This window comes from Flavobacterium channae, from assembly GCF_021172165.1.
Lineage (GTDB): Bacteria > Bacteroidota > Bacteroidia > Flavobacteriales > Flavobacteriaceae > Flavobacterium > Flavobacterium channae.
The window spans coordinates 2,123,278-2,149,448 of sequence record NZ_CP089096.1 but is presented as its reverse complement, the minus strand read 5'-3'; the positions used below and the strand labels follow the sequence as shown (position 1 = coordinate 2,149,448).

General features: G+C 32.2%; 24 protein-coding genes and 4 tRNA genes. 25 read left to right on the top strand and 3 right to left on the bottom strand.

Annotation, left to right across the window (positions count from 1 at the left end):
- Nucleotides 1-27: 27 nt before the first annotated feature.
- Nucleotides 28-1,725 carry a lysine--tRNA ligase gene (lysS, locus tag LOS89_RS10020; protein ID WP_231835122.1) on the bottom strand — a complete coding sequence of 566 codons (1,698 nt, stop codon included), beginning with the start codon at nucleotides 1,723-1,725 and terminating at the stop codon, nucleotides 28-30.
- 133 nt (nucleotides 1,726-1,858) lie between these two features.
- Between lysS and LOS89_RS10015 the strand changes: the two genes are divergently transcribed.
- Nucleotides 1,859-2,689, top strand: coding sequence for a hypothetical protein (locus tag LOS89_RS10015; RefSeq protein ID WP_231835121.1), 831 nt, complete (start codon nucleotides 1,859-1,861; stop codon nucleotides 2,687-2,689).
- Nucleotides 2,689-3,393, top strand: a complete 705-nt coding sequence (lipB, locus tag LOS89_RS10010; protein ID WP_231835120.1) for a lipoyl(octanoyl) transferase LipB — start codon at nucleotides 2,689-2,691, stop codon at nucleotides 3,391-3,393. Before LOS89_RS10015 ends, lipB begins: the two co-directional genes overlap by 1 nt.
- A 20-nt stretch (nucleotides 3,394-3,413) precedes the next feature.
- Here the strand turns inward: lipB and rnhB are convergent, their stop codons facing one another.
- Nucleotides 3,414-4,073, bottom strand: coding sequence for a ribonuclease HII (gene rnhB, locus LOS89_RS10005; RefSeq protein ID WP_231835119.1), 660 nt, complete (start codon nucleotides 4,071-4,073; stop codon nucleotides 3,414-3,416).
- Between the two features lie 198 nt (nucleotides 4,074-4,271).
- Between rnhB and LOS89_RS10000 the strand changes: the two genes are divergently transcribed.
- The 5 genes from LOS89_RS10000 (at nucleotide 4,272) to LOS89_RS09980 (ending at nucleotide 13,379) form a co-directional block, all read left to right on the top strand.
- Entirely contained in the window at nucleotides 4,272-7,511 is a 3,240-nt protein-coding gene (locus tag LOS89_RS10000; RefSeq protein WP_231835118.1) for a SusC/RagA family TonB-linked outer membrane protein, read from the top strand.
- A gap of 12 nt (nucleotides 7,512-7,523) precedes the next feature.
- A complete protein-coding gene (locus LOS89_RS09995) occupies nucleotides 7,524-9,023 on the top strand; it encodes a RagB/SusD family nutrient uptake outer membrane protein (RefSeq protein ID WP_231835117.1) in 1,500 nt (499 codons plus the stop codon).
- Between the two features lie 16 nt (nucleotides 9,024-9,039).
- Nucleotides 9,040-9,861 (top strand): DUF4832 domain-containing protein, encoded by an 822-nt coding sequence (locus LOS89_RS09990; protein WP_231835116.1) that lies wholly within the window; start codon nucleotides 9,040-9,042, stop codon nucleotides 9,859-9,861.
- A gap of 123 nt (nucleotides 9,862-9,984) precedes the next feature.
- Nucleotides 9,985-11,928 carry a putative porin gene (locus LOS89_RS09985; RefSeq protein WP_231835115.1) on the top strand — a complete coding sequence of 648 codons (1,944 nt, stop codon included), beginning with the start codon at nucleotides 9,985-9,987 and terminating at the stop codon, nucleotides 11,926-11,928.
- 89 nt (nucleotides 11,929-12,017) lie between these two features.
- Complete coding sequence (locus LOS89_RS09980; protein ID WP_231835114.1) at nucleotides 12,018-13,379, top strand: pyridoxal-phosphate dependent enzyme; 1,362 nt, start codon at nucleotides 12,018-12,020, stop codon at nucleotides 13,377-13,379.
- 31 nt (nucleotides 13,380-13,410) lie between these two features.
- On the opposite strand, the gene LOS89_RS09975 is transcribed toward LOS89_RS09980, so the two are convergent.
- Nucleotides 13,411-15,099 carry a GLPGLI family protein gene (locus LOS89_RS09975; protein WP_231835113.1) on the bottom strand — a complete coding sequence of 563 codons (1,689 nt, stop codon included), beginning with the start codon at nucleotides 15,097-15,099 and terminating at the stop codon, nucleotides 13,411-13,413.
- 66 nt (nucleotides 15,100-15,165) lie between these two features.
- Here LOS89_RS09975 and LOS89_RS09970 point away from each other — a divergent pair, with 66 nt between their 5' ends.
- The 18 genes from LOS89_RS09970 (at nucleotide 15,166) to rplA (ending at nucleotide 26,171) form a co-directional block, all read left to right on the top strand.
- Nucleotides 15,166-16,434, top strand: a complete 1,269-nt coding sequence (locus LOS89_RS09970) for a DUF2851 family protein (protein ID WP_231835112.1) — start codon at nucleotides 15,166-15,168, stop codon at nucleotides 16,432-16,434.
- Nucleotides 16,435-16,460: 26 nt separating this feature from the next.
- Nucleotides 16,461-16,682 (top strand): PspC domain-containing protein, encoded by a 222-nt coding sequence (locus LOS89_RS09965; RefSeq protein WP_231837061.1) that lies wholly within the window; start codon nucleotides 16,461-16,463, stop codon nucleotides 16,680-16,682.
- 75 nt (nucleotides 16,683-16,757) lie between these two features.
- On the top strand, nucleotides 16,758-18,578 hold the full coding sequence (locus tag LOS89_RS09960) for a sodium-dependent transporter (RefSeq protein ID WP_231835111.1): 1,821 nt from the start codon (nucleotides 16,758-16,760) through the stop codon (nucleotides 18,576-18,578).
- On the top strand, nucleotides 18,575-18,730 hold the full coding sequence (locus LOS89_RS09955) for a hypothetical protein (RefSeq protein WP_231835110.1): 156 nt from the start codon (nucleotides 18,575-18,577) through the stop codon (nucleotides 18,728-18,730). The genes LOS89_RS09960 and LOS89_RS09955 overlap by 4 nt, the downstream gene beginning before the upstream one ends.
- A gap of 12 nt (nucleotides 18,731-18,742) precedes the next feature.
- Nucleotides 18,743-19,621 (top strand): ComEA family DNA-binding protein, encoded by an 879-nt coding sequence (locus LOS89_RS09950; protein WP_231835109.1) that lies wholly within the window; start codon nucleotides 18,743-18,745, stop codon nucleotides 19,619-19,621.
- A gap of 42 nt (nucleotides 19,622-19,663) precedes the next feature.
- Nucleotides 19,664-20,833, top strand: a complete 1,170-nt coding sequence (locus LOS89_RS09945) for an acyl-CoA dehydrogenase family protein (RefSeq protein ID WP_231835108.1) — start codon at nucleotides 19,664-19,666, stop codon at nucleotides 20,831-20,833.
- Nucleotides 20,834-20,905: 72 nt separating this feature from the next.
- Nucleotides 20,906-21,100, top strand: a complete 195-nt coding sequence (rpsU, locus tag LOS89_RS09940) for a 30S ribosomal protein S21 (RefSeq protein WP_231835107.1) — start codon at nucleotides 20,906-20,908, stop codon at nucleotides 21,098-21,100.
- 67 nt (nucleotides 21,101-21,167) lie between these two features.
- Entirely contained in the window at nucleotides 21,168-22,058 is an 891-nt protein-coding gene (locus tag LOS89_RS09935; protein ID WP_231835106.1) for a tyrosine-type recombinase/integrase, read from the top strand.
- A gap of 32 nt (nucleotides 22,059-22,090) precedes the next feature.
- Entirely contained in the window at nucleotides 22,091-22,393 is a 303-nt protein-coding gene (gene hpf, locus LOS89_RS09930; RefSeq protein ID WP_231835105.1) for a ribosome hibernation-promoting factor, HPF/YfiA family, read from the top strand.
- A gap of 92 nt (nucleotides 22,394-22,485) precedes the next feature.
- Nucleotides 22,486-22,559 (top strand) — tRNA-Thr (locus tag LOS89_RS09925).
- A 31-nt stretch (nucleotides 22,560-22,590) separates the two neighbouring features.
- Nucleotides 22,591-22,672 (top strand) — tRNA-Tyr (locus LOS89_RS09920).
- 71 nt (nucleotides 22,673-22,743) lie between these two features.
- Nucleotides 22,744-22,815, top strand: a tRNA-Thr gene (locus tag LOS89_RS09915).
- Between the two features lie 57 nt (nucleotides 22,816-22,872).
- Nucleotides 22,873-24,060, top strand: coding sequence for an elongation factor Tu (tuf, locus tag LOS89_RS09910; protein WP_231835104.1), 1,188 nt, complete (start codon nucleotides 22,873-22,875; stop codon nucleotides 24,058-24,060).
- Between the two features lie 53 nt (nucleotides 24,061-24,113).
- Nucleotides 24,114-24,185: transfer RNA gene (locus LOS89_RS09905), tRNA-Trp, on the top strand.
- 15 nt (nucleotides 24,186-24,200) lie between these two features.
- Entirely contained in the window at nucleotides 24,201-24,395 is a 195-nt protein-coding gene (secE, locus tag LOS89_RS09900; protein ID WP_231835103.1) for a preprotein translocase subunit SecE, read from the top strand.
- A 10-nt stretch (nucleotides 24,396-24,405) separates the two neighbouring features.
- Entirely contained in the window at nucleotides 24,406-24,957 is a 552-nt protein-coding gene (gene nusG, locus LOS89_RS09895) for a transcription termination/antitermination protein NusG (RefSeq protein WP_231835102.1), read from the top strand.
- 65 nt (nucleotides 24,958-25,022) lie between these two features.
- Complete coding sequence (rplK, locus tag LOS89_RS09890) at nucleotides 25,023-25,460, top strand: 50S ribosomal protein L11 (RefSeq protein WP_026724872.1); 438 nt, start codon at nucleotides 25,023-25,025, stop codon at nucleotides 25,458-25,460.
- 21 nt (nucleotides 25,461-25,481) lie between these two features.
- Nucleotides 25,482-26,171, top strand: coding sequence for a 50S ribosomal protein L1 (rplA, locus tag LOS89_RS09885; RefSeq protein WP_166236612.1), 690 nt, complete (start codon nucleotides 25,482-25,484; stop codon nucleotides 26,169-26,171).

Below are 26,171 nucleotides of genomic sequence, written 5' to 3'. Positions count from 1 at the left end.
AAAGACCTATAAAAGGTCTTTTAATTTTTATTTTCCAAGATATTCGGCAATTTTATTTTCACCGTCTACTTTTATTTTCATTAATCCGTGTTTGCTGATTCCTTTGCTGGCAGCATCCCATTTTTTTCCGCTTAATCCAGTTTTTTCTTTTAAATCTCCTATAGAAATTCCTTCGTTAGCTTTTAAGATTTCAATTACATGTTTCTCATCTTCTGTTAATTCTGGACCTTTTTTCTCTGGTCGCATTTGTGGGAAAAACAACACTTCTTGAATCGATTGGTTATTCGTTAAGAACATAATCAAACGATCCATTCCAATTCCTAAACCAGATGTTGGTGGCATTCCATATTCTAAAGCTCTTAAGAAATCTTCATCAATAATTCCGTTTGCTTCATCGTCACCTTTAGCCGCTAAAGCCATTTGAGCTTCAAAACGTTCTCTTTGATCGATAGGGTCGTTTAATTCCGAATAAGCATTTGCAATTTCTTTCCCACAAACCATTAATTCAAAACGCTCAGTTAATTCAGGATTATCTCTATGCGATTTACACAATGGAGACATTTCTTTTGGATAATCGGTAATGAAAGTAGGTTGTATGAAGTTGCCTTCACATTTCTCACCAAAAATTTCATCAATTAATTTTCCTTTACCCATGGTGTCGTTTACTTCAATTCCCATAGATTTTGCAGCTTCGCGTAATTCATCTTCCGATTTTCCAGTAATGTCAAAACCTGTGAATTGTTTGATAGCATCGGTCATCGTTACTCTTGCATAAGGCGCTTTAAAATCTACTTCGTGTTCTCCAAAAGTAGCTTTTGTAGTTCCATTTACTTGTAAAGCACAATATTCTAATAAATTTTCAGTCATTTCCATCATCCAGTTGTAGTCTTTGTAAGCTACATAAATTTCCATTGCAGTAAATTCTGGATTGTGCGTTCTGTCCATTCCTTCGTTACGGAAGTTTTTCGAAAATTCGTAAACACCGTCAAATCCACCAACGATTAATCTTTTTAAATATAATTCGTTAGCGATTCTCATATATAATGGAATATCTAAACTATTGTGATGTGTAATAAACGGACGAGCTGCAGCTCCACCAGGAATCGATTGTAAAACCGGAGTTTCCACTTCCATATAACCTGCTTCATTGAAGAACGTTCTCATTGCTGTGAAAAGTTTAGTTCTTTTCATGAAAACTTCTTTAACTTGTGGGTTAACTACTAAGTCAACATAACGCATTCTGTAACGTAATTCAGGATCAGTGAATGCATCAAATACATGACCTTCTTCATCTGTTTTAGGAAGAGGAAGCGGTTTTAATGTTTTACTTAACATTTTAAAATCATCCACACGAACGCACATTGCGCCAACTTTTGTCATGAATAATTCACCTTCAATTCCGATGAAATCTCCTAAATCAGTTAATTTTTTAAAAACTTGATTATACAATGTTTTGTCTTCACCTTCGCAAATTACATCACGATTGAAATACAACTGAATTCTTCCTTCGCTGTCTTGTAATTCAGCAAAAGAAGCTTTTCCTTGATCGCGAACACTCATTAAACGTCCAGCCAAAATAACCTTCTTACCTTCTTCAAAATTTTCCTTCACTTGCTTTGAAGTATGATTTACAGGGAATAAATCCGCAGGATAAGGGTTGATACCTAATTCGCGTAAAGCGTTTAGTTTGTCTCTTCTAATGATTTCTTGTTCCGAAAGTTGCATAGTATTTTATTTAAGCGTGCAAAGATAGTTATATTTTGAAAATGAAGCAATTTGAAAATTTGAAAATTATGTCTTGATTTTTTAAACCTGAATGGTTGATATCTTTTGTATCTTTGACAAAATTTAAAAAAAAATGAAAAGATATAGTTATTTGATTTTATTGTTGGTTTTTGTATTAACGAGTTGTATTGTTCAAGAGAATTTAAATTTTAATGAAGACGGTTCTGGTAGATTGACATATAAAATTGATATGTCGAAAATGATGACAATGGCTGGGGATAAGTTTGGTGGAGAAACAAATAAGAAAAAAAGTAAGAAAAACAATAAGAAAGTCGATAATTCTAAAGATATCGATTCTGTTTTTTCTTATAAAGATATGTTGGTTGGAAAAGAAGATAGTATTGCTAAGTTGCCAATAGAAGAACAAGCCAGATTGAAAAAAATGGAAAAATATTCAGGTAGATTAGTCATGAATGAAGCTCAGAAAAAAATGGAGTTTCATTTGTTTACCGATTTTAAAAATCCAGCTGAATTGCAAGATTTGGTTTCGCCAGTAAACTCATTAGCTGGGATGAATCCATCGACAGCACAATTAGGGAATGATGCTCCAAAAAATGAAGGAATCACAAGTTATGATTATAATGGTAAAAAGTTTATGAAGATTGTAAAATTAGCTCCTAAAACTGATTTGCAAAAAGATCTTGAAAAACTTGATAGAGATTCTAAAAAAGAAGGAGAAGAAGATGTTAATGTAGAAAAGTTAGCAAACGAGTTATCAGAGTCTTTTAAAATGATGTATAATGAATCGTCTTACGAAATGACAGTTAGTTTTCCAAAAAAGATAAAAAAGGTATCTATTTCTAATGCGAAAATTTCTGAAGATGGAAAAACAGTTGTTTTGGTTTTTCCTATGGAAAATTATATGGAAAGTAAAGATGTGAATTTTGAAGTAGAATTGGAATAATGAATAAGAAAGTAATTTTACAAGATTTAGGTAATAAAGACTATAAAGATACTTGGGATTATCAAGAACAATTGTTCAAGGAAATAGTCGATATAAAAGTAAGTAATAGGAGAGAGGAGTCAAATTTGCCAACTCCTAATTATTTTTTATATGTTGAACATCCTCATGTTTATACTCTTGGTAAAAGTGGTGATATTTCAAATTTACTGCTTTCTGAAAAACAGCTAGAATCAAAGGGGGCGACTTTTTACAAAATTAATAGAGGAGGTGATATAACTTATCATGGCCCTGGCCAAATTGTAGGATATCCAATTTTAGATTTAGAGAACTTCTTTACAGATATACATAAATATCTACGCTTGCTTGAAGAGTCTATTATTTTGACTTTAGCAGAATATGGATTGAAAGGAACAAGGAGCGAGGGAGAAACAGGTGTGTGGTTTGATGTGGGTACACCATTTGCTAGAAAAATTTGTGCCATGGGAGTTCGTGCTTCTCGCTGGGTAACGATGCATGGTTTTGCATTAAATGTAAATGCAGATTTAGGATATTTTGATAATATTATACCATGTGGAATTAAAGGCAAAGCAGTAACTTCAATGCATGCCGAATTAAATAGGTATGTAGACGAGCAAGAAGTAAAAGAAAAAATTCTTAAACATTTTCAAAATTTATTTGAAGCCCAAATAATTTCGGCTGAATAAAATTTAAAAAACGATGGGTATTAAAATTCTAGAGTGAGTTGCTCGGGTAATAATCGAAAACTCATTCTGTGGTATTTACAAGGGCCATATTTTTTTATGGCATCTCTGTGTTCAGTTGTAGGATAACCTTTGTTTTTCTTCCAATTGTACATTGGGAATTCTTCGTGAATTTTATCCATATATTCATCACGATATGTTTTTGCTAAAACTGAAGCGGCTGCTATGCTAAGATATTTACTGTCTCCTTTTATAATACTCGTATTTGGGATTGATTTTAAATATTCGATTTCCTCAGTAGTGAAAATTTTTCCAGATTTTTGTTTTAAGCCTAGTTTTCCATAAAGAGGTCTATTTCCATCTACTATAATATATTCAGGTTTCGGATTTAATTTTAAAACACATTCTTGCATGGCCTTCATTGAAGCGTTTAAAATATTAATTTCGTCAATTTCAATTGGGTAAAGGTTTGTTACTGAAAAAGAAACTGCTACTTCTTCAATTATAGGTTTTAGTTTTTCTCTTGCTTTTTCAGATAATTGTTTAGAATCGTTAAGGAGCTCATTTTCAAATTCTTCTGGTAAAATTATGGATGCTGCTGTTACTGGACCAGCTAAACAGCCTCTTCCGGCTTCGTCAGTTCCGCATTCCAATATTAAATTACTGTAACTTTTACTTAACATTCTTTTTTTTGACAAAAATATAATTTTTGACGCAACCTTTTTGCGAAATTTTCATCTTTACTATGAGATTCTTCCGTAAAATGTTTTTTTAAAACGAAAACTTTAACAAAAATAAATTAGTAATATTCCGAAGTATTATTTGTTTATTTAAGAAATAATTAAGAAGTTTGCGGAATAACTAACTCAAATAAATTTAATATGAGATCGAAGTTCAAATGGATTTTTACGCTTTTAGTAGCGTTTACAATGCAGTTTTCGTTCGCGCAAGAGAAAACTGTTACGGGTGTAGTTTCTGACGAACTAGGCCCAATTGCAGGTGCTAACGTTGTTGTTGAAGGAACAACTCGTGGTACTACTACAGATTTTGATGGTAATTATACTATCAAGGCTAAACAAGGTGAAGTTTTAGTAATTTCTTACACAGGTAAGAAGACGGCTAAAGTAACCATTGCTGCAGCAAGTTCTTACAACGTTGCATTAAAAGATGATGTTGTTGAAGGGGTTGATGTTGTAGTTGTAGGTTATGGTAAAACTACAAAAGAAGCGTTTACTGGTACGGCGACTGTTGTAGCGAAAGAAAATTTAGAAGCGAAAACTGTTTCAAATATTTCTCAAGCTTTAAGAGGTGAGGTTGCTGGGGTTAATGTAATTACTGGTTCTGGTGCTCCAGGTAGCGATGCTACAATTCGTATTCGTGGATTTGGTTCTGTTAATGGTAATCAATCTCCATTATATGTTGTAGATGGCGCTCCTTATAGTAGTGATATCAGTGCTATTAATCCTGCTGATATTGAAAATATTACTGTTTTAAAAGATGCTGCTGCTACTTCTATTTATGGTTCTAGAGGTGCTAATGGGGTTATTTTGGTTACTACAAAACAAGGTAAAGCTGGTAAGTCGGTTATTGCTGTTGATTTTAAAACTAGTATTAATACATTGTCTTTGCCTCAGTATGATGTTATTGATTCTCCAGAAGAGTATATTGAAACTTCTTGGAGTCAATTAAAGACTACAGGTATGGTTCAAGGGTTCTTAGATCCAGCTGCTTTTGCTAATTTAAATTTATATAATAGTACTGGTACGGGAATTGCAATGAATGAGTTCTATAATATATGGAATGTTCAAGGTTCTCAGCTTATTGATCCAGCTACAGGGAAAATTGCTAGTGGTGTAAGTAGAAGATATAATCCAACTAAATGGTCTGATGCGGCTTTTGGTACTGGTGTAAGAAACGAGGCTAATGTTCAGTTTAGTGGTGGAGATGGTTCTACGCGTTATTCTACATCTTTTGGTTATTTGGATGATCAAGGTTATACAATTAAGTCAAATTATAAGCGTTATACAGCTAGAATTAATTTAGAACACAAGCCTAAAGAATGGTTGAAAATTGGTGCTAATATGGCTTATACAGGGGCTAGATATACAAATTCTTCAAGTGATGAAGGTAGTTCTGGTTCTTCTGGAAATATATTTGCATTAACAAATACTACTCCTGCTATTTATGATGTGTATTTAAGAGATGCTGCTGGTAATTTAGTTGCTGATCCGATTTTTGGTGGTGTACAATATGATTACGGAAGTGATTACTCTCGTAGAGCTTGGACTGCTACAAATGGTATAGCTGATGCTCAATATGATTTGTCTCAAACTGATGCTAATACAATTTTAGGTAACTTTAATATCGGAGTTGATTTAACTAAAAATTTAAGTTTTGAAACTCGTTATAGTGGACAATATCAACAGTTTGATGGCGCTACTAGAAATAATCCTTATTACGGAGGATGGGCTGCAAATTTTGGATTTTTGTCAAAAGATGAAAGTTCTACGGTAAATCAAAATTTCTTACAATTATTGCGTTTTAATAAATCTTTTGGATCTCATAATTTAGAAGTTTTTGCTGCTCATGAGTCAACTTCAAATTTGTTTAAAGATTTTAACGCTGCTGCTACTAGAGCTATTATGCCTAATACTTTAGATTTGGCTCAATATACAACTCCTTATGGTAGAGCTACTTCTTATTCTCAAAGATGGACTTTAGATAGTTATTTTGGTCAGTTAAATTATAATTACAATCAAAAGTATTTCTTAACGGGATCAGTAAGAAGAGATGGTTCTTCTCGTTTTATTAATAATAAATGGGGAACATTTGGTTCTGCTGGTTTAGGTTGGATTGTGTCTAAAGAGGACTTTATGTCTAAATTAAGTTTTATTGACTTTTTAAAGTTAAAAGCTAGTTATGGTTTAATTGGTGATCAAGGTACTAGTTTACAATATGGTTGGCAATTATCATCTATAAATCAAACGCCTGGTGGAGATTACTCATTCACTGAAAGTTCAACTTTAGCTAATCCTAATTTGACTTGGGAAACGTCTAAAATTGCTCAGTTTGGTATTGAGTCAACTTGGTTTAATGAAACTTTAGATGTTAATGTTGACTATTATGTTAAAAATACCGAAAATTTATTTTTTACTCAGACATTACCTCCTTTCTTAGGTTATACTAATCAACAAATTAATGATGGTAAATTACAAAATAGTGGTGTTGAGTTTGATGTAATGGGGCATTTAATAAAAGCTAAATCTGCAGGTGGTTTTAAATTATCGGTTGGTGTAAATGGTGAAATCTTAACAAATAAGATTACAGAAATGCCTATAGATCCTGCAACAGGAGAGCCTAAAGTTTTAGATGGTAGATTATCTGAAGGTCATTCTTTATATGATTGGTATTTGCGTGAGTGGGCTGGTGTAGATCCTGCTACTGGTTCTGCTATGTGGAATTTATATTATGATGATTTAAATGATAATGGTGTTTTTGATAATGCTGATGCGCCAATTGGTAGTATGACGATTTATATGAGTCAAAATCCTGATGCTAATGTAAGAAAAACAACTACTACTGCTTATGCTCAAGCTACTCAAAAATATACTGGTAAATCTGCTATTCCTGATGTTAGAGGTTCATTCCGTTTGAATACTTCATATAAAAACTTTGATTTAACTGCTCAAGTTGGTTATAGCATTGGTGGTTATGTATACGATAATGGTTATGCTACATTAATGAGTAATAGTGGTTTATTAGGGGCTAACAACTGGCATAGAGACATTCACAATGCATGGAAGCAATATGGTGATGTAACAGATGTTCCTAGATTAACAACAGGTGTAAGTACAGATGTTCAATTTAATTCTGCTTCTTCTCGTTTCTTAACAAAAGCGGATTATTTATCTTTAAATAATGTTAGATTAGGTTATAATATCCCATCTAGTTACTTACAAAAATTACATTTATCTAAATTTAATTTATTTTTATCTGGAGACAATTTGTTAATGTTTAGTAAAAGAGATGGATTAAATCCACAGACTTTAATAAACTCTTCAAACTCTGGTATTTATATGCCAATGACTACATTTAGTTTTGGTACTAAAATTGAATTCTAAAAAAATTGAAATATGAAAAAAAGTTTAATTTATTTATTAGTAGCTGCTTCAATCATTTCGGTTGGATGTAGTGAAGATTTCTTAGATCCAGTAAGAAATACTAATGTTGTTACTAGTGAAGATATTGCAGCCAATGCAAATTTAAATCCAGCTTTGTTGGAAGGTAGTCTTAACGGGATTGGTAGTTTGTTAATTGAGCCTGCTGGTATCACAGGAACAAGACATTATGATTTAGGACAAAAAGGTGTTGATATTTGGTTAGATATCTTATCTGGTGATATGGCTTTATCAGCTAATTCTTATGGTTGGTATAGAGATACGGCTAACCTTGTATCTACAGTAGACTTTTCTCGTGAGGAGAATAGTATTATCTGGAGATTTTATTATAAGGTTATTGCTTTATCTAATAATGTTATTAATAGTTTTGGTGGTAACGATGCTGCACCAACAACTTCTGAAGCTCGTCATATTTATGCACAAGCAAAAGCTTATCGTGCTTATGCATATTTTTATTTAGCTCAAATTTTCCAAAGAGCTTATGATCCTTCTCAAGCTATCTTACCTTATAATGATGGTAATGATGCAAATATATCTTATGCTAAGGTTCCTGCTTCTCAAATCTATGATTTGATTATAAGTGACTTAACACAGTCAGTTCAGTTTTTAAGTGATTTTACACCTTCTAGCAAACAACAAATTAGTCAGCACGTTGCTAAAGGTTTGTTGGCATATACCTATGCTGCTATGGGGAATTATACTGATGCTAAAACTTTATCAGATGAAATTATTTCTTCTGGAGCTTATTCTATGACTACAACAGGACAATTAGCATTCCCTGGTTCTGGTTCAGGATTTAATGATGTTAATACTGAATCTTGGATGTGGGGTTATGATTTAACTTTAGATTTAGGTCATCAGTTATTAGATTGGTGGGGACAAATGGATTATTTTACTTATAGTTACCAATGGGCTGGAGATAGAAAAACTATCGATAACGGATTATTAGCTTTAATCCCTGCTAATGATGTTAGAAGATCTCAATTTGGTACATCTGGTACATCTATTCGTATGCCAATTAATAAGTTCTTCTCTCCTGATCGTGTTGTAGGTGGTCAACAAGTTATAACTACCGATTTGATTTTTATGCGTGTTGATGAGTTTTATTTATTAAGTGCTGAAGCTGCTGCTAAATCTGGTAATGAAGCTGCTGCTAAAGCAAGATTAAAAGAGTTGTTGGCTAGTCGTTTAGGTGGTTCAGCAAATGCTGATGCTTATGTTGATCCATTAACAGGTGCTGCTCTTAGAGAAGCAATTTACCGTCAAACTAGAATTGAATTATGGGGTGAAGGTAAAAGTTACTTAGCTATGAAACGTAATCAAGCTACTGTAACTAGAGGTACTAACCACGTTTTCCGTGCAGGTCAATCTTTCTTATATGATTCTGATGAAATGTCATTCCAAATTCCACAGTTGGAAATGGATAATAATTCTCAAATAACTGGTCAAAACTAATTTTAAAATAAAAATTATGAAATTAATTAAATCAATTGCATTTTATTCAGCTGTAGCATTGTCTTTGACAATGATGAGTTGTGAAGATGATAATTCAGGAGATAATTCAGCATCTAATTTTGTAGGATTAGAGAATTATCAAACTGTTGAGATTGCTGATGGTGAAACTGTTGTTGTTGAAGGACGTATTTTAGCTTCTGAAGCAACTGGTGAAGATAGAACTTTTAATTTAATGGTTGATCCTTCAACTACTCACGGAGCAGCTAATTATTCAGTACCTGCTACTGTAACTATTCCTGCTGGATCAAAAGAAGGTACTTATGATGTAACTATTGTTGGAAATAGTTTAGTTGATGGTAACAAAATAGTAGTTTACTTAGAAACTGCTGAAGGAGTTAATCATTCTACTACTTATGGTACATATTCTAATGGGGTATTAACTGGTGTTGGTACTGCAAAGTCAACATTTAATTTATATAGACCATGTGCTTCTGTTAGAGCTAGATTATCAATTACTTTTGATAATTATCCAGAAGAAACTGCTTGGGAATTATATGATGCTGATTTTAATGTGATTGATTCTGGTGGTATTACTGGTGGTGCAATTACAGGTTACGCAGCTTTAGGATTTGCTGATAGAAGTACTTTCTCAGTTGTAAAATGTTTAGCTCCTGGTGAATATACTTTTGTAATCTATGATGATTATGGAGATGGTATGTATACTAGTGCTACGGTTTCTGGATCTTTCTCTGGAAACAACTTAAATAATGGTGCTGTTTTATTTACTGGTGGAGGTAATTTTGGTTCTTTTTCAGAACACACATTCACTATTCAATAGTCTGTAATTTACTTTAAATATTAAACCGAAACTTTTTAGTTTCGGTTTTTTTATTTTTAGATTTTTGCTAATTCTTCTTAATTCATAAAAAACTCCTTACATTTGCCTTAATCAAAATATGCAATGAGATTTTTAATTTTTACTTGTTTTCTCTTCTTGTCTTTTATTTCTAATGCTCAAATTAGAAGTGTAGATGGTAGTATTGGTAAATTGCCTAATAATTCTTCCGATCCTAATGATACTATTGCTAAATTTAATAAGAATCGTGATGTAACCGCCAAAGCACCAATAGATTTATACAAAATATACACTTTACAAAAAGATACCACTTATGTAGACACTTCGTTAACTATTCAGAGTGAGTATAAATATAATTTACTTCGTAAAGATATATTTGGTTTAATGCCTTTTTCAAACGAAGGTCACACTTATAACACTCTTGATTTTGGTCTAAATCCTAAAACTGCTTTTCCGAATTTTGGTTTTAGAGCAAAACATTTTAACTATTTAGAAGTTGATGAAATAAAATATTATTCCGTTCCTACCCCTTTAACAGATTTATATTTTAAAACTGTTATGGAGCAAGGACAAACATTGGATGCTTTTCTAACAGTTAATACAAAACCTAACCTTAATTTTTCTATTGCCTATCGCGGTTTGCGTTCTCTTGGTAAATATGTAAATAACTTAACGAGTTCTGGTAATTTTAGATTTACATCAAGTTATTTTACAAAAGATAAGCGATATTTTTTAAATGCTCATTTTACAGGTCAGGATATTTCCAATCAAGAAAATGGAGGGATTGTTAATTTAAGTGAATTTGAATCAAGTGAAGATCCTTTTGATGAAAGAGATCGTATTAAAGTTTATTTTACTAATGCAACTTCGCTTTTAAAAGGAAATCGTTTTTTTCTAGATCATTCGTTTAAACTAAATAAAGAGAATCCAAATAGTTTGGTTTTTATACATCAATTTAATCAAGAATATAAATTTTTTGAATTTACTCAAGATACTCCAAGTGATAGATTTGGTGATAGATTTACTAATAAAATTAATAACAAAACCAGATATAATCATTTTTATAATAAATTAGGAGTTGCTTATAAGACGAAGTCTTATGGTGATTTAGAGTTTTTCATTGATGATAATAAATATAATTATTATTACGATAGAGTTGTTTATGATTCTGCAGGTGATATTGTAGTCCCTAATTCTATTTCTGATAGAATCAATAATTTAGGAGGTAATTATTCCTATTTAATTAATAAGGTGAATGTGAGGTTACATGTTTCGCAATCAATCTCTAATCAATCAATTTCAAATATTGAAGCAAGTGGAAATTATAAAATAAATGATGATTATAAATTTGAATTTAAATATCAAAAGTTAAATAGTTTACCAAATCTAAACTACAATTTATATCAAAGTGGTTATGTAGATTACAATTGGTCAAATAATTTTAAGAACGAAAAATTAAACCAATTTCAGTTTTCAGCACTTACAAAATGGTTAAATATAAATGCAACGTATAAGGTTTTAGACGATTATTTGTATTTTGATAATTTAACAAATGATATCACTCAGTTAACAGTAAAACCACAACAGTATGATAAGACTATTAATTATTTTTCGGTTAAAGCAAATAAAGAAATTAAGTTTTGGAAATTTGCATTAGATAATACGGTTTTATATCAACAAGTTGAACAATCAGATGAAGTGTTAAATGTACCAAAAATTGTAACTAGAAACACTTTGTATTTTACTGGACATGTGTTTAAAAAAGCGATGTTGCTACAAACAGGTGTTACATTCCAATATTTTACAGAATACTACGCTAACGATTATAATCCATTACTTGGCGAATTCTATGTGCAAAATGAATCTAAAATTGGAGGTTTTCCAATGTTTGATTTCTTTGTTAATGCTAGAGTTAGACAAACCAGAATCTTCTTAAAGGCAGAACACTTTAATTCGGCTTGGACAGGTTATGATTTTTATTCAGCTCCAAATTATCCTTACCGTGATTTTATGATTCGTTTTGGATTGGTTTGGAACTTTTTCAAATAACCTTACAGATTTAACTTTTTTAAACATTTTTGTTTGATTTTTTATTTGCAAAATTCACACTATCTTTGCACAATAATTCAAATTAAGAAATGAAATACGCTAAAAATATATTAGAAACTATTGGGAATACACCATTAGTTAAATTGAATAAAATTACTTCAGAAGTTGATGCTTTGGTTTTGGCTAAAGTGGAGACTTTTAATCCAGGAAATTCTGTTAAAGATAGAATGGCTGTTAAAATGATTGAAGATGCAGAAGCAGATGGTCGTTTAAAACCAGGAGGAACAATTATCGAAGGAACTTCAGGAAATACCGGAATGGGTTTGGCTTTAGCAGCAATTGTTAAAGGTTATAAATGTATTTTTGTTATTTCTGATAAACAATCTAAAGAAAAGTCGGATATTCTTCGTGCTGTTGGTGCTAAAGTTATTGTTTGTCCAACAGATGTTGAACCTACAGATCCTCGTTCGTATTATTCGGTTTCAAAAAAATTGGGAGAAGAAATTCCTAATTCTTGGTATGTAAACCAATACGATAATCCAAGTAATGCTGTTGCGCATTATGAACAAACTGGTCCTGAAATTTGGGAACAAACAGAAGGTAAAATTACGCATTTTGTTGTAGGTGTTGGAACAGGAGGAACTATTTCAGGAGTTGCAAAATATTTAAAAGAGAAAAATCCTAATATCAAAATTTGGGGTGTAGATACTTATGGTTCGGTTTTCAAAAAATACCACGAAACTGGAATTTTTGATGAGAACGAAATCTATTCTTACATCACAGAAGGTATTGGAGAAGATATTTTACCTAAGAATGTTGACTTTTCATTAATTGATGGTTTTACAAAGGTTACTGATAAAGATGCAGCAGTTTATACTCGAAAAATAGCTTTAGAAGAAGGGATTTTTGTTGGGAACTCTGCAGGAGCTGCTGTAAAGGGCTTAATTCAGTTGAAAGAGCATTTTGGTCCAAATGATGTTGTTGTGGTCTTATTTCACGATTCTGGAAGCCGTTATGTTGGAAAGATGTTTAATGATGATTGGATGAGAGAAAGAGGCTTCTTAGAAGAAGAAGTTACAAAAGCAGAAGATTTAATCAAAGAGCATATCGATAAACCTTTAGTTGTGGTTCGTACTGAAGAATTGGTTTCGCATGCAATTGAAAGAATGAGAAAATATAAAATTTCTCAAATTCCAGTAATTGATGTAAACGGATTTGTAGGTTCTGTTGATGAGTCTGATTTATTCCAAAGTTATATTACAGATAAAAATACAGCTGAAAGACCAATTAGAGAAGTTATGGGTAAACCTTTCCCAATTGTAAAATTAGGAACTCCAATTGAAGATGTTTCAAGATTAATTACTAAAGAAAATCAAGCTGTTTTGATTGATTTAGGAAATGGAAAACACCACATTATTACAAAACACGATATTATCAATTCGATTAAATAATAAAAAAAGCCGTTCAAACGAACGGCTTTTTTTATTCTCCTAGTAATATTCCAGAAACATTCCACGAACTAAAGCTTCCGCCTTCGTTTGCTCCTTGAGGAATTTTTACTTGAATTGTATGTTTTCCAGCTTTTAAATCACCAAGTTCTATATAAATTGGATTGGTTGCAGTTCCCGGACACCAGTTTGAGCGACTTAAATCTGACGATGATAATCCATCATTAAAATTTCCTGATGCAGGATTAAATAATCGGTAACCTCCACAATCTTGTCTCCATGGAATAAACGAAAACACTTCTTTACCGTTTAAAATTATTGTATTTCTTTTTGGTACAAATTCATCTCCATTTTCCCAACCACCATGACCGGTTGAAATGTAACGCAATTTTACATTCTTAATTTCTTTATCTATTGTAAATGTTACTTCTAACCCTTTTTCATGATTGAACATAGTTGCATATTCTTGTCCAGCCATTTCCATCACGTTTGTCGTATTAAATAAAGGAATTGCAACATTTGTTTTGTCTAAATTACTTTCGCTTGGATGAATGGTAATATTTAAAGAAACTTTGTGTCCGCCTTTATCGTAATTGCCGATAAAAGATCCTATGTATATCGTTTTTCCAGATAAATTTGTTTTTAAATCGGTAATTTCAGCTCGATAAGGCACAATTTCATGCCAATTTTTATCTTTTAGTTGTATGTAATTGTATTGTTTAATTCCGAATGGCGTAAAAAAGCGCATCAATTCAATTAACGAGGAATATTCTTTTGTTGAAACGACTCCTTGATATTGTTTGCCATTTCCGTTTTCATAAATAGGTAATGTTTTAACGCCATTTTGTAAGCCGTCAATAAAGGATTGTTTTTTGTCTTGAGGAATCAAAAAGACTGAACCTGTTCTATCATAAGCGTCTCCGTTGGATTGTTCTATTAAATCCAAAAAGACCAAATCACCTTTTTTAATTTCTGGAAATGTAACTTTTTTCAAAATAATGGTTCCGTTTGCAAAACGTAAAATACTATCATTCGATTTAGAAGCGTCAGAAAAGTTGATGATTTCGTTTTCAAAAATTTTTATAGTAGTAAATCGGCTTTTCCAAACCAAATCTTTATATGTCAAACCATCTAAAATAGGACTGTTTGTGGTTGAATTTTGCAAAATTAAACTCGGGCTAGCCGATTTCATTTTTTCAATTTTGGTAGCTTTTATTATAAAGTTTCCATTTCGAACCATTTCTAAAACCAATCCAATGTTTTGTCCTAAAGTTGTTGGAGCTCCTTTTACTTGTAAATCATTTGTGTACCAAAGTTCAATTGTGTTTGAATTTATAATGGTTTTCGCTTTTTGACATTTGTAGCCTAAAATCGTTTTTGATTCCGTAAGAAATTCAAAATTTTGTTTAGCCAAAGAAAGACTGTCAACTGTAGTAACCGATTTCTCTTTTTTGAGTTGGGTTACCTGAATAATTTTATTTTCAGAATGATTGATTAATGTTTGTTCGAAAGGGAAATCGGCTTTTCCTGAATTCATTTTTTCAGAAGTAATTAGTGTTTCCAATGCATTTGTAAAAATAAAAATAGCATCTTGGTTTTCTAATAATTTTCCGTTTGAGCTTCGAGTGTAAGTAATTTTAAAACCTTTTGGTGGTTTTACTCCAGTTTGTGAATGTATAAAAGCAAAAAGACTTAAAAATGTGATAGTTATAATTTTTTTCATGAATGTTAGGTTGTTCAGCAAATATAATTTTTTATCTTTGTTTTTCAATTATATACGCCATACAGAATGAAAGAAGATTTTTTGCACCACTTGTGGCAATACAAGAAATTTGATATTGCCAATTTAAAAACTACCAAAGAAGAATCGGTTCAGATTCTAAATTCGGGTCAATATTTGCAACTTGCCGGACCTGATTTTTTCAATGCACAAATTATTATTGGGAACCAAAAATGGGCTGGGAATATAGAAATTCATCTCAAGTCTTCCGATTGGTATGTTCACAATCATGAAAACGATGCAAATTATGATTCCGTTATTTTACATGTGGTTTGGGAACATGATATGCCTGTTTTTAGGAAAGATAATTCTGAAATCCCAACTCTAGAATTAAAAAATTATGTTGTATTATCAGATTTGCATAAATATCAATCGTTAATGCTTCAGAAATCTTGGATATTCTGTGAAAACGAAATAGGAAAAATTGATGATTTTGTTTTTAAAAATTGGCAGGAACGTTTGTTTTTTGAGCGCTTGGAAAGAAAATCAAAATTAATTTTTGAATTGCTTGAAGATTTGAGTCAAGATTGGGAAGCGGTTTTGTTTTGTTTGCTTGCTAGAAATTTTGGATTGAATACTAACGGTGAATCTTTTTTTGAATTGGCAAAGTCAATTCCTTTCTCTGTAATTAGAAAAGAAGCTTTTGAGGTTTGTTATTTAGAAGCTTTGTTTTTTGGACAAGCTGATTTATTGTCGAATGATTTTCAAGATGTTTATGCTAAACAATTGCTGAAGGAATATAGTTATTTGGTAAACAAACATCAGATTTCGGCTGAAGTTTTCGGTAAAGTGGAGTTTTTTAAGCACCGACCAGATAATTTTCCAACAATTCGATTGTCACAATTAGCTAATTTATACCATTCACAACAAAATCTTTTTTCTAAAATTCTAGAATGTAATTCACTTGATGGTTTATATAAGGTTTTTGATGTTGGTGTGACGAAATATTGGGAAACACATTATGTTTTTGATAAAGAAAGTTCTAAGAAATTAAAGAAACTTTCCAAATCATTCATCCATTTATTAATTGTTAATACGATTATACCCTTAAGATTTGCTTATGCGTCAATTCAACAAAAAGATTGTACCCAAGAATTAATAGATTTGGCTTTTTCAATTCCTTCAGAAGAAAATTCTATTATTGAAAGATTTCGTAGTTTGACGATACAATCTAAAAATGTGTATCATTCTCAAGCATTGCTGCAAATGAAAAAAGAATATTGCGACTTTAAAAAATGTCTCGATTGTGCAGTAGGACATTTTATACTGAGAAAATAATTGTATTTTTGAAAAAAATCTTCAAAATGGTTCAAAACCTATTACATTTTTTTGAAAAGCACGGTTTTTTTGTAGCTACTCGTTTTGCTGATCGCTTAGGTATGCGAGCTAGTAATGTGCGTTTATTTTTTATTTACATTTCATTTATTACAGTGGGTTTAGGATTTGGTTTGTATTTAACTTTAGCCTTTTTATTAAAATTAAAAGATATGATACGTACAAAAAGAAGTTCGGTTTTTGATCTTTAATAGCTATTTCTTAACTTTTATTTGATTTTTGGATAGTTTTCTTATCTTTGAAAAATTAACAACCAATAAAATTTTATGTCAACAAAAACAGAATCGTGGGGTTCACGCGTTGGACTTATCTTAGCCATGGCTGGAAATGCTGTTGGATTAGGTAACTTTTTAAGATTCCCAGTTCAGGCAGTACAAAATGGAGGAGGAGCCTTTATTATTCCTTATTTAGTGTGTTTTTTATTAATGGGTATACCGCTTTTGTTGATTGAATGGTCGACAGGTCGTTTTGGTGGTAAATTCGGAAACCATAGTACGCCATATATTTTGGATACGATGGCAAAAGGTCGTATTTGGAAATATATTGGAGTTTTTGGAATTTTTACAAACATTGCAGTAGCTGCTTACTATTGTTATATTGAGTCTTGGACAATGTCTTATGTTTATCACTCAGTTGTGGGTACATTTAATGGTATGAGTCAAGGGGATGTAGCTAATTTCTTTAATTCTTATGTAGATATTTCTCATTCTACAACTGGAATTCCTTATGAAGCAGTTGTTTTTTATATTTTATGTTTACTTTTAAATACTTGGATTTTATCAAAAGGATTAGGAGGAATTGAAAAAGTTGCTAAGATTGGTATGCCATTATTGATTTTATTTGGTGTAATTTTAGCAGTAAGAGGGGTTACTTTAGGAACAAGTGGAGCATCTGATATTTTTCCAAATGCAAATGCTTGGGATGGTCTGAATTTCTTATGGACACCTCAGTTTGATTCTTTGGCTAATCCTAAAGTTTGGTTAGCTGCTGCTGGACAAATTTTCTTTACTCTTTCAGTAGGTATGGGTACTATTCATTGTTATGCTGCCTATCTTAAAGAACGAGATGATGTTGCTTTAAATGCTGTTTCTGCAGGTTTCATGAATGAGTTTGTTGAAGTAGTATTAGGATCGTTAATCGTAATTCCAATTGCGGCTGGTTATTTAGGATTGGATTGGGTTATACAAAACGCAGGTTTTGGTATGGCTTTCCAAACTATGCCTTATTTATTCCAGCAATGGGGTGGGGTTTTGGCAATATTAGCAGGAGTTTTTTGGTTTGGGCTTTTATTCTTTGCTGGAATTACGTCATCATTAGCAATGGGAACTCCGTGGATGGGCTTTATGTCTGATGAATTTGGTTGGAGCAAAAATAAAGGGGCTTGGTCTTTTGGGGCTTTAGCATTAATTATGGGACTACCAACAGTTATTTTTTATAATGAAGGAATTTTTGATCAATATGACTATTGGGCTGGAACTGTAAGTTTGGTTGTATTTGCCTTTTTAGAAACAGTATTGTTCTCTTATATTTTTGGAATTAATAGAGGTTGGGAAGAAATCAATAAAGGAGCGGATATTAAATTGCCAAAATTCTTTAAATATGTAATATTGATTATTACACCTTTATTATTAGGAGCAGTATTAATTACAAGTATTCCAGATTGGGTTAGTAAAGTTCAAGATAAAGATACACATAATAAAGAATGGTTTGCTGATGAGTTTTATGTTGAAAATTTTGAAGGGTCAGGAATGTCTTCAGGAAAAGTCGTTGAAGTAAAGTCTGACTATGTTAAATTTGAATTTGAAAACGAAAGAAAGAAATTTGATAAAGTATCTAATCAAGTTTTAGTAGAAAAATTCACAGATGTTAAAGAGTATACATTCGATACTAAATTAAATCAAGAAACAACTATAAAAGTTGGTGATGTTGTTAAGCCGGGTGATGCAATCGCAAAAGGTAGTTTTACAAACAATGCATTATACAAATTTATAGGTAGAATGTTATTATTAACATTGTTTATTTTTATTTCAGTTATCGTTTTTGTTGCATATAAAAAGAGAGTTAAAGAAGGGAGGGCTACATTATGAATTCATCAGCATTAATTACTATGGTTTTGGCACAAGGGACTGTTATTTGTTTAACAGGTTACTTTTTTTATAAAGTTTTAACAACTCCGCCTGCTCAAGAGCCTGATTCTTTTTCAGAAAACGATGAAGAATTAGTTCGTAAAGAAGAATAAAATATTTGAATAATGAAAAAGTTAAAATCCTACTTCCTGTTTTCAAGAGAACACAGAAGTGGGATTTTTTTGTTGTTTGTAATTATAATTTGTGTTCAATTAGGATATTTTATTTTTAAAAATAATCTTATTTCGAGTAAATCTGAAGCCGAAGACAAAGCTTGGTTGTTGGTTCAAAACGAAATAGATAGTCTCAAAGAAATAAAGGTTACAAGAAAAGATACAATTTATCCTTTTAATCCAAATTATATAACCGATTATAAAGGTTATAAATTGGGAATGTCTATTGAAGAAATAGATCGTTTACATGCTTACAGAAAATCAGGAAAGTTTGTAAATTCGGCTGAAGAATTCCAAAAGGTGACAAAAGTTTCTACTGCATTTTTGTCTAAAATTAGTCCATATTTTAAATTTCCTGATTGGGTTAAAAACAAAGGAGTTGCTACTTCTGAAAAGTTTCATAAGTTTTTACCAAAAGAAAAAGAGAAAATCATTCAAAAAGATATCAATACGGCAACTCGTGAAGATTTAATTGCGGTTTATGGGATTGGTGAAAAGTTAGCAGATAAAATTTTACTTGAAAAAGAAAAATTCGGAGCTTTCGCAAGTATGGAGCAATTTCAGTTTATTTGGGGAATTAGTCCAGAAGCTATTGCGGATTTAAATAAACGCTTCGCCGTAAAAAGTAACAATGGTATCAAAAAAATAGCAATAAATGATTTGTCTCAAAAAGAATTAGCTAAGTTTCCTTATTTTAATTATTCACTTGCTAAAGAGATTGTAATCTATAGAACAATGAATGGTGAAATCAAGAATTTTGATGATTTAACAAAAATTAAGGGCTTGCCTAACGAAAAATTAAATTTAATCGTCTTATATTTGGATTTTTAAAATAATAACATAAAAAAAGTAAACAATACAATTTTATATTTTATGAATTCAATATATTTCACAGAGGAGCATAATTTGTTTAGAGCAAGTTTTAGAGACTTTTTACAAAAAGAAGTTGTGCCTCATATCGAGAAGTGGGAAAAAACTGGAACCATTGAGCGTTTTATTTGGGAAAAGTTTGGTGAAATGGGTTTTTTCGGATTAAATTATCCTGAGGCTTATGGTGGAATGAATTTAGATTTATTTTATACAGTTATCTTCTTGGAAGAGCTTCAAAAGGTAAAATCTTCTGGTTTTGCTGCAGCTATGTGGGCTCATGCATATTTAGCGATGACACATTTAAATGCTGAAGGTGATGAAAGAATCAAACAAAATTATTTAGCGCCAAGTATTGCAGGAATGAAGATTGGAGCTTTGTGTATAACTGAGCCTTTTGGAGGAAGTGATGTTGCAGGAATGCGTACAACAGCTGTTAAAAATGGTGATAAATATGTAATAAACGGTTCTAAAACCTTTATTACTAATGGTGTTTATGCAGATTACTATGTTGTGGCAGCTAAAACAAATCCTGAACTTGGTAATAAAGGTGTAAGTATATTTTTAGTTGATGCTAAAACAAATGGAATATCTGCAACTAAATTAGATAAATTAGGTTGGAGAGCTTCTGATACTGCTGAAATTGCTTTTGATAATGTGGAAATTCCATTAGAGAATTTAATGGGAGAAGAAGGAAAAGGATTTCCTTATATCATGCAACATTTTGCATTAGAGCGTTTGATTATGGCGATTAATGCACACGCAAGAGCGGAATATGCTATAGAGTATACATTAGAATATATGTCCCAACGTGAGGCTTTTGGAAGTCCTATTAACAAGTTCCAAGCTTTAAGACATACCATGGTTGAGCACGCTACTGAAGTTGAACATTGTAAAGTGTTTAATTATGCCGCTGTTGCGAGATTAAATAATAAAGAATATGTTGTTAAAGAAGCGACAATGGCAAAATTAAAATCAACTAAAGTTGCTGATCTTGCTATTTACGATTGCTTGCAAATGTTAGGTGGTTACGGTTATATGGAAGAATATCCATTAGCGCGTTTATTAAGAGATAGTCGTTTAGGGCCAATTGGTGGTGGAACTTCTGAAATTTTAAAAGAAATTCTATCTAAAATGATTATTGATAATCAGAATTATAAGCCTGCAGTAAAATAATTTCAATAAATAATTTGTTATTTAAAATTAATTTATAATTTTGCAGCCTTAACGAGAGGAGGTGTCTATATTATGTTAATTATACCAATTAAAGACGGAGAAAATATCGATAGAGCATTAAAGCGCTATAAAAGAAAATTTGATAAAACAGGAACTGTTCGTCAGTTACGTGCACGTCAAGCTTTCATTAAACCTTCTGTAGTTAAAAGAGCTCAAATTCAAAAAGCTGCTTACATTCAAGGATTAAGAGACTCATTAGAGAGTTAATATTTTTTGAATAAACTATACTAACCGCTAATTAATAAAGTGTAACTTTGTTGTTAGCGGTTTTTTTATGTCTACAAATTTACAAGCATATCAAGATTATTTGGTTAAGGAGAAGAATTATTCTCCTTTAACTGTTCGTGCTTATTTAGATGATATTTTGTCTTTTCAAGAGTATTTAAAAGAGAATTCTTTAACACTTGAAGAAGTTGTGTATCCAAACATTAGAAATTGGATTGTAATTTTAGTGGAACAAAATATGTCAACCACTTCGGTTAACCGAAAAGTTTCAGCTTTAAAATCCTATTATAAATTTTTACTGAAAGTCAAACAGATTGCTATAAATCCTTTATTGAAGCACAAGTCGTTAAAAACAGCTAAAAAAGTCCAAATTCCATTTTCGGAAAAAGAATTGCAAGATGTGTTTGTTGAAAATGAATATCCAATTGATTTTGAAGGTGTTCGAAATAGATTTGTAATAGAATTGTTTTACACAACTGGAATAAGAAGGGCAGAGTTGATTAATTTAAAAATGAGTAGTGTAAACGAATTACAAAAAACAATTAGGGTTTTAGGTAAACGAAATAAAGAGCGAATTATTCCATTATTAGATTGTACGATTGAATTATATAAGCTGTATAAAGAGCAACGAAATCATTTAGAGAGCATTAAAGATGACGAGGTGTTAATTTTATCTAAAACCGGAAATAAAGTAAGTGAATCGCTTGTATATCGTTTAATAAATGATTACTTTAGTACTGTCTCGAAAAAAGAAAAGAAGAGTCCACACGTTCTTAGGCATTCCTTTGCAACACATCTGTTGAATAATGGAGCCGATTTAAATTCCGTAAAAGAGTTATTGGGTCATGCAAGTTTGTCTTCTACTCAAATATATACGCATAGTAGTTTGGCTGAATTGAAAAAAGTATATCAAGATGCGCACCCAAGAAATAAAAAGTAACTCTATTGTATAACCTTTTAATTAACAGAATTATGAAAGTTAATGTGCAAGCAGTAAATTTTAATGTAGACAGAAAATTGGTAGATTTCATTCAAGAAAGAATGGATAAATTGGAAAAGTATTATGATAAAATAGTTTCATCGGAAGTTTTTTTAAGACTTGAAAATACCAGTGATAAAGAAAATAAAACAGTAGAGATAAAAATTAACGTTCCAGGAGATGATTTTCTAGTTAAAAAAACGGCTAAAAGTTTTGAAGAAGCAGTTGATTTATCGGTAGATTCATTAGAGCGAGTAATTGTAAAAAGAAAGGAAAAATTAAGAGCGCATTCATAAAAATAAAAAAAACATAAAAAATGTTTTGATTCAAAAATAAATTATATACATTTGCAGTCCGTTAGAAATAGCGGACTTTTTATATTCAAGTTGCCGGTGTAGCTCAGCTGGCTAGAGCAGCTGATTTGTAATCAGCAGGTCGTGGGTTCGAGTCCCTCCATCGGCTCAAATTATAAGTAACTGAATGTAAATGGTTTGGGGAGATACTCAAGCGGCCAACGAGGGCGGACTGTAAATCCGCTGACTACGTCTTCGCAGGTTCGAATCCTGCTCTCCCCACGAGATTTTGAATTTAGAGTAAAGGATTTGGTTTTTCTGAATTCTGATGGCTAACTTCTGAACACACAAAAGCCGGTGTAGCTCAGGGGTAGAGTGCTTCCTTGGTAAGGAAGAGGTCACGGGTTCAATTCCCGTCATTGGCTCTTAAAGAAGTTTATTTTTTGAACACTAATATATAACTAAGATTAAATTATTAAATCATGGCAAAAGAAACCTTTGATCGTTCGAAGCCCCATTTAAATATTGGAACTATCGGACACGTTGACCACGGTAAAACTACATTAACAGCTGCTATTACTAAAGTGTTAGCTGATGCAGGTTTATCAGAAGCAAAATCATTTGATCAAATTGATAATGCTCCAGAAGAAAAAGAAAGAGGTATTACTATTAATACATCTCACGTAGAATATTCTACAGCTAACCGTCACTACGCTCACGTTGACTGTCCAGGTCACGCGGATTACGTTAAGAACATGGTTACAGGTGCTGCTCAAATGGACGGTGCTATCTTAGTAGTTGCTGCTACTGATGGTCCTATGCCGCAAACTAGAGAGCACATCCTTTTAGGTCGTCAAGTAGGTGTACCTAGAATGGTTGTATTCATGAACAAAGTTGATATGGTTGATGATGCTGAGTTGTTAGAGTTAGTAGAAATGGAAATCAGAGATTTATTATCTTTCTATCAATATGATGGTGATAATGGACCAGTTATCCAAGGATCTGCTTTAGGAGCTTTAAATGGTGAGCCAAAATGGGTTGATACAGTATTAGCTTTAATGGAAGCTGTTGATAACTGGATTGAATTACCTGCTCGTGATGTTGATAAGCCTTTCTTGATGCCAGTTGAGGACGTATTTACAATTACAGGTCGTGGAACTGTTGCTACAGGTCGTATCGAAACTGGAGTTGCTAATACTGGTGACGCTGTTGAAATCATTGGTATGGGGGCTGACAAATTAACTTCTACTATTACAGGAGTTGAGATGTTCCGCAAAATCCTTGATAGAGGTGAAGCTGGTGATAACGTAGGTTTATTATTAAGAGGTATCGCTAAAGAAGATATCAAAAGAGGAATGGTTATTATTAAGCCAGGATCTGTTAAGCCACACGCACACTTCAAAGCTGAGGTTTATATCTTGAAAAAAGAAGAAGGTGGACGTCACACTCCATTCCACAATAACTACCGTCCACAGTTCTACGTACGTACAACTGACGTAACTGGCACAATTTCTTTACCAGCTGGTGTAGAGATGGTTATGCCTGGTGATAACTTAACAATTGATGTTCAATTATTAAGCCCTATCGCTTTATCAGTAGGTTTACGTTTCGCTATCCGTGAGGGTGGTAGAACAGTAGGTGCTGGTCAGGTTACTGAAATTTTAGACTAATTATAAGTCAACAATAAATAAAACCAGCAGTTAAGCTGCTGGTTTTTTAACAAACGGGCGTAGTACAAGGGCTAGTATAGTGGTCTCCAAAACCATTGATGGGGGTTCGAATCCCTCCGCCCGTGCAAATAAAGATTAAAATGACAAAAGTAGTTAATTACATATCTGAGGCTTTTCATGAATTGAAAACAAACGTAACTTGGCCAATTTGGGCTGATGTACAACGTTTAACAATTATTGTTGCTGTTTTTTCAGTTATTTTCGCCTTATTAACATGGGGTGTTGATGAGTTATTTGTAAAAGCTCTTGAAGGTTTTTTTAACATTTTAAAATAATACTTACAGTATGGCTGATAATAATGTTAATAAATGGTATGTGGTAAGAGCTGTAAGTGGTCAAGAAAACAAAGTTAAAGCTTACATAGAAACTGAGGCTGCTAGATTAGGAATGGCGGATTATATTTCTCAAGTTCTTGTTCCTACTGAAAAAGTAGTTCAAGTAAGAGATGGTAAAAAAATAGCTAAGGATAAAGTTTATTTTCCTGGTTATATTATGATCGAAGCTAACTTAACTGGTGAAATTCCTCATATTATCAAGTCAATTCCTGGAGTTATTGGTTTTTTAGGTGAAACTAAAGGAGGAGATGCGGTTCCATTAAGACAATCTGAAGTAAACAGAATGTTAGGAAAAGTTGATGAATTATCTGTTAAAGTTGATAATGTTGCTATACCATATAGTGTTGGTGAAACAGTTAAGGTAATTGATGGTCCTTTTAATGGTTTTAATGGTACTATTGAAAAAGTAAATGAAGAAAAGCGTAAACTTGAGGTAATGGTTAAGATTTTTGGAAGAAAAACACCATTAGAGTTGAGTTTCATGCAAGTTGAAAAAGTATAATATTAGTTACATATATAAATCACATCAATCGCTTCCAATTGATAGATGTGCTAAATTTTTTTAAAATGGCAAAAGAAGTTAGTAAAGTAGTTAAACTACAAGTTAAGGGAGGTGCTGCGAATCCATCGCCACCGGTTGGACCTGCTTTGGGGGCTGCTGGGGTTAACATCATGGAGTTCTGTAAGCAGTTCAATGCTAGAACACAAGATAAACCTGGCAAAGTATTACCAGTACAAATTACTGTGTATAAAGACAAGTCTTTTGACTTTGTTGTTAAAACGCCACCTGCTGCAATTCAATTATTAGAAGCAGCGAAATTAAAGTCTGGTTCAGGGCAACCTAACCGTAAAAAAGTAGCTAACGTTACTTGGGATCAAATTAGAACTATTGCTGAAGACAAAATGGCTGACTTAAATGCTTTCGAAATTGAGAAAGCTATGAGTATGATTGCTGGAACAGCTAGATCTATGGGTATAACAGTAACAGGAAATGCTCCTTTTTAATCTCTAAAAAGAAATTAGACAATGGCAAAATTGACAAAAAAGCAAAAAGAGGCTGCAGCAAAAATTGAGAAGAATAGACTTTACACTTTAAGAGATGCTTCTGCATTAATTAAAGAAGTTGCTTCTGCAAAATTTGATGAGTCTGTTGATATCGCAGTAAAATTAGGTGTAGATCCTAGAAAAGCGAATCAAATGGTAAGAGGGGTTGTAACATTACCTCACGGAACTGGTAAAGATGTAAGAGTTTTAGCGCTTGTTACTCCAGATAAAGAAGCTGAAGCTAAAGCTGCTGGTGCAGACCACGTAGGTTTAGATGATTATCTTCAAAAAATTAAAGATGGTTGGACAGATGTTGATGTTATCATCACTATGCCAGCTGTTATGGGTAAATTAGGTCCATTAGGACGTGTTTTAGGACCAAGAGGTTTAATGCCAAACCCTAAAACTGGGACTGTTACTATGGATGTTGCTAAAGCTGTACAAGAAGTTAAAGCTGGTAAAATCGACTTCAAAGTTGATAAAACTGGTATCGTACACGCTGGAATAGGTAGAGTGTCTTTTGATGCTGATAAAATCTATGACAATGCACACGAAATTGTTCAAACATTAATCAAATTGAAACCAACTGCAGCAAAAGGTACTTATATTAAGTCTATCCACTTATCAAGTACTCAAAGTCCTGCTATTGCTTTAGATCCTAAAGCAGTATAA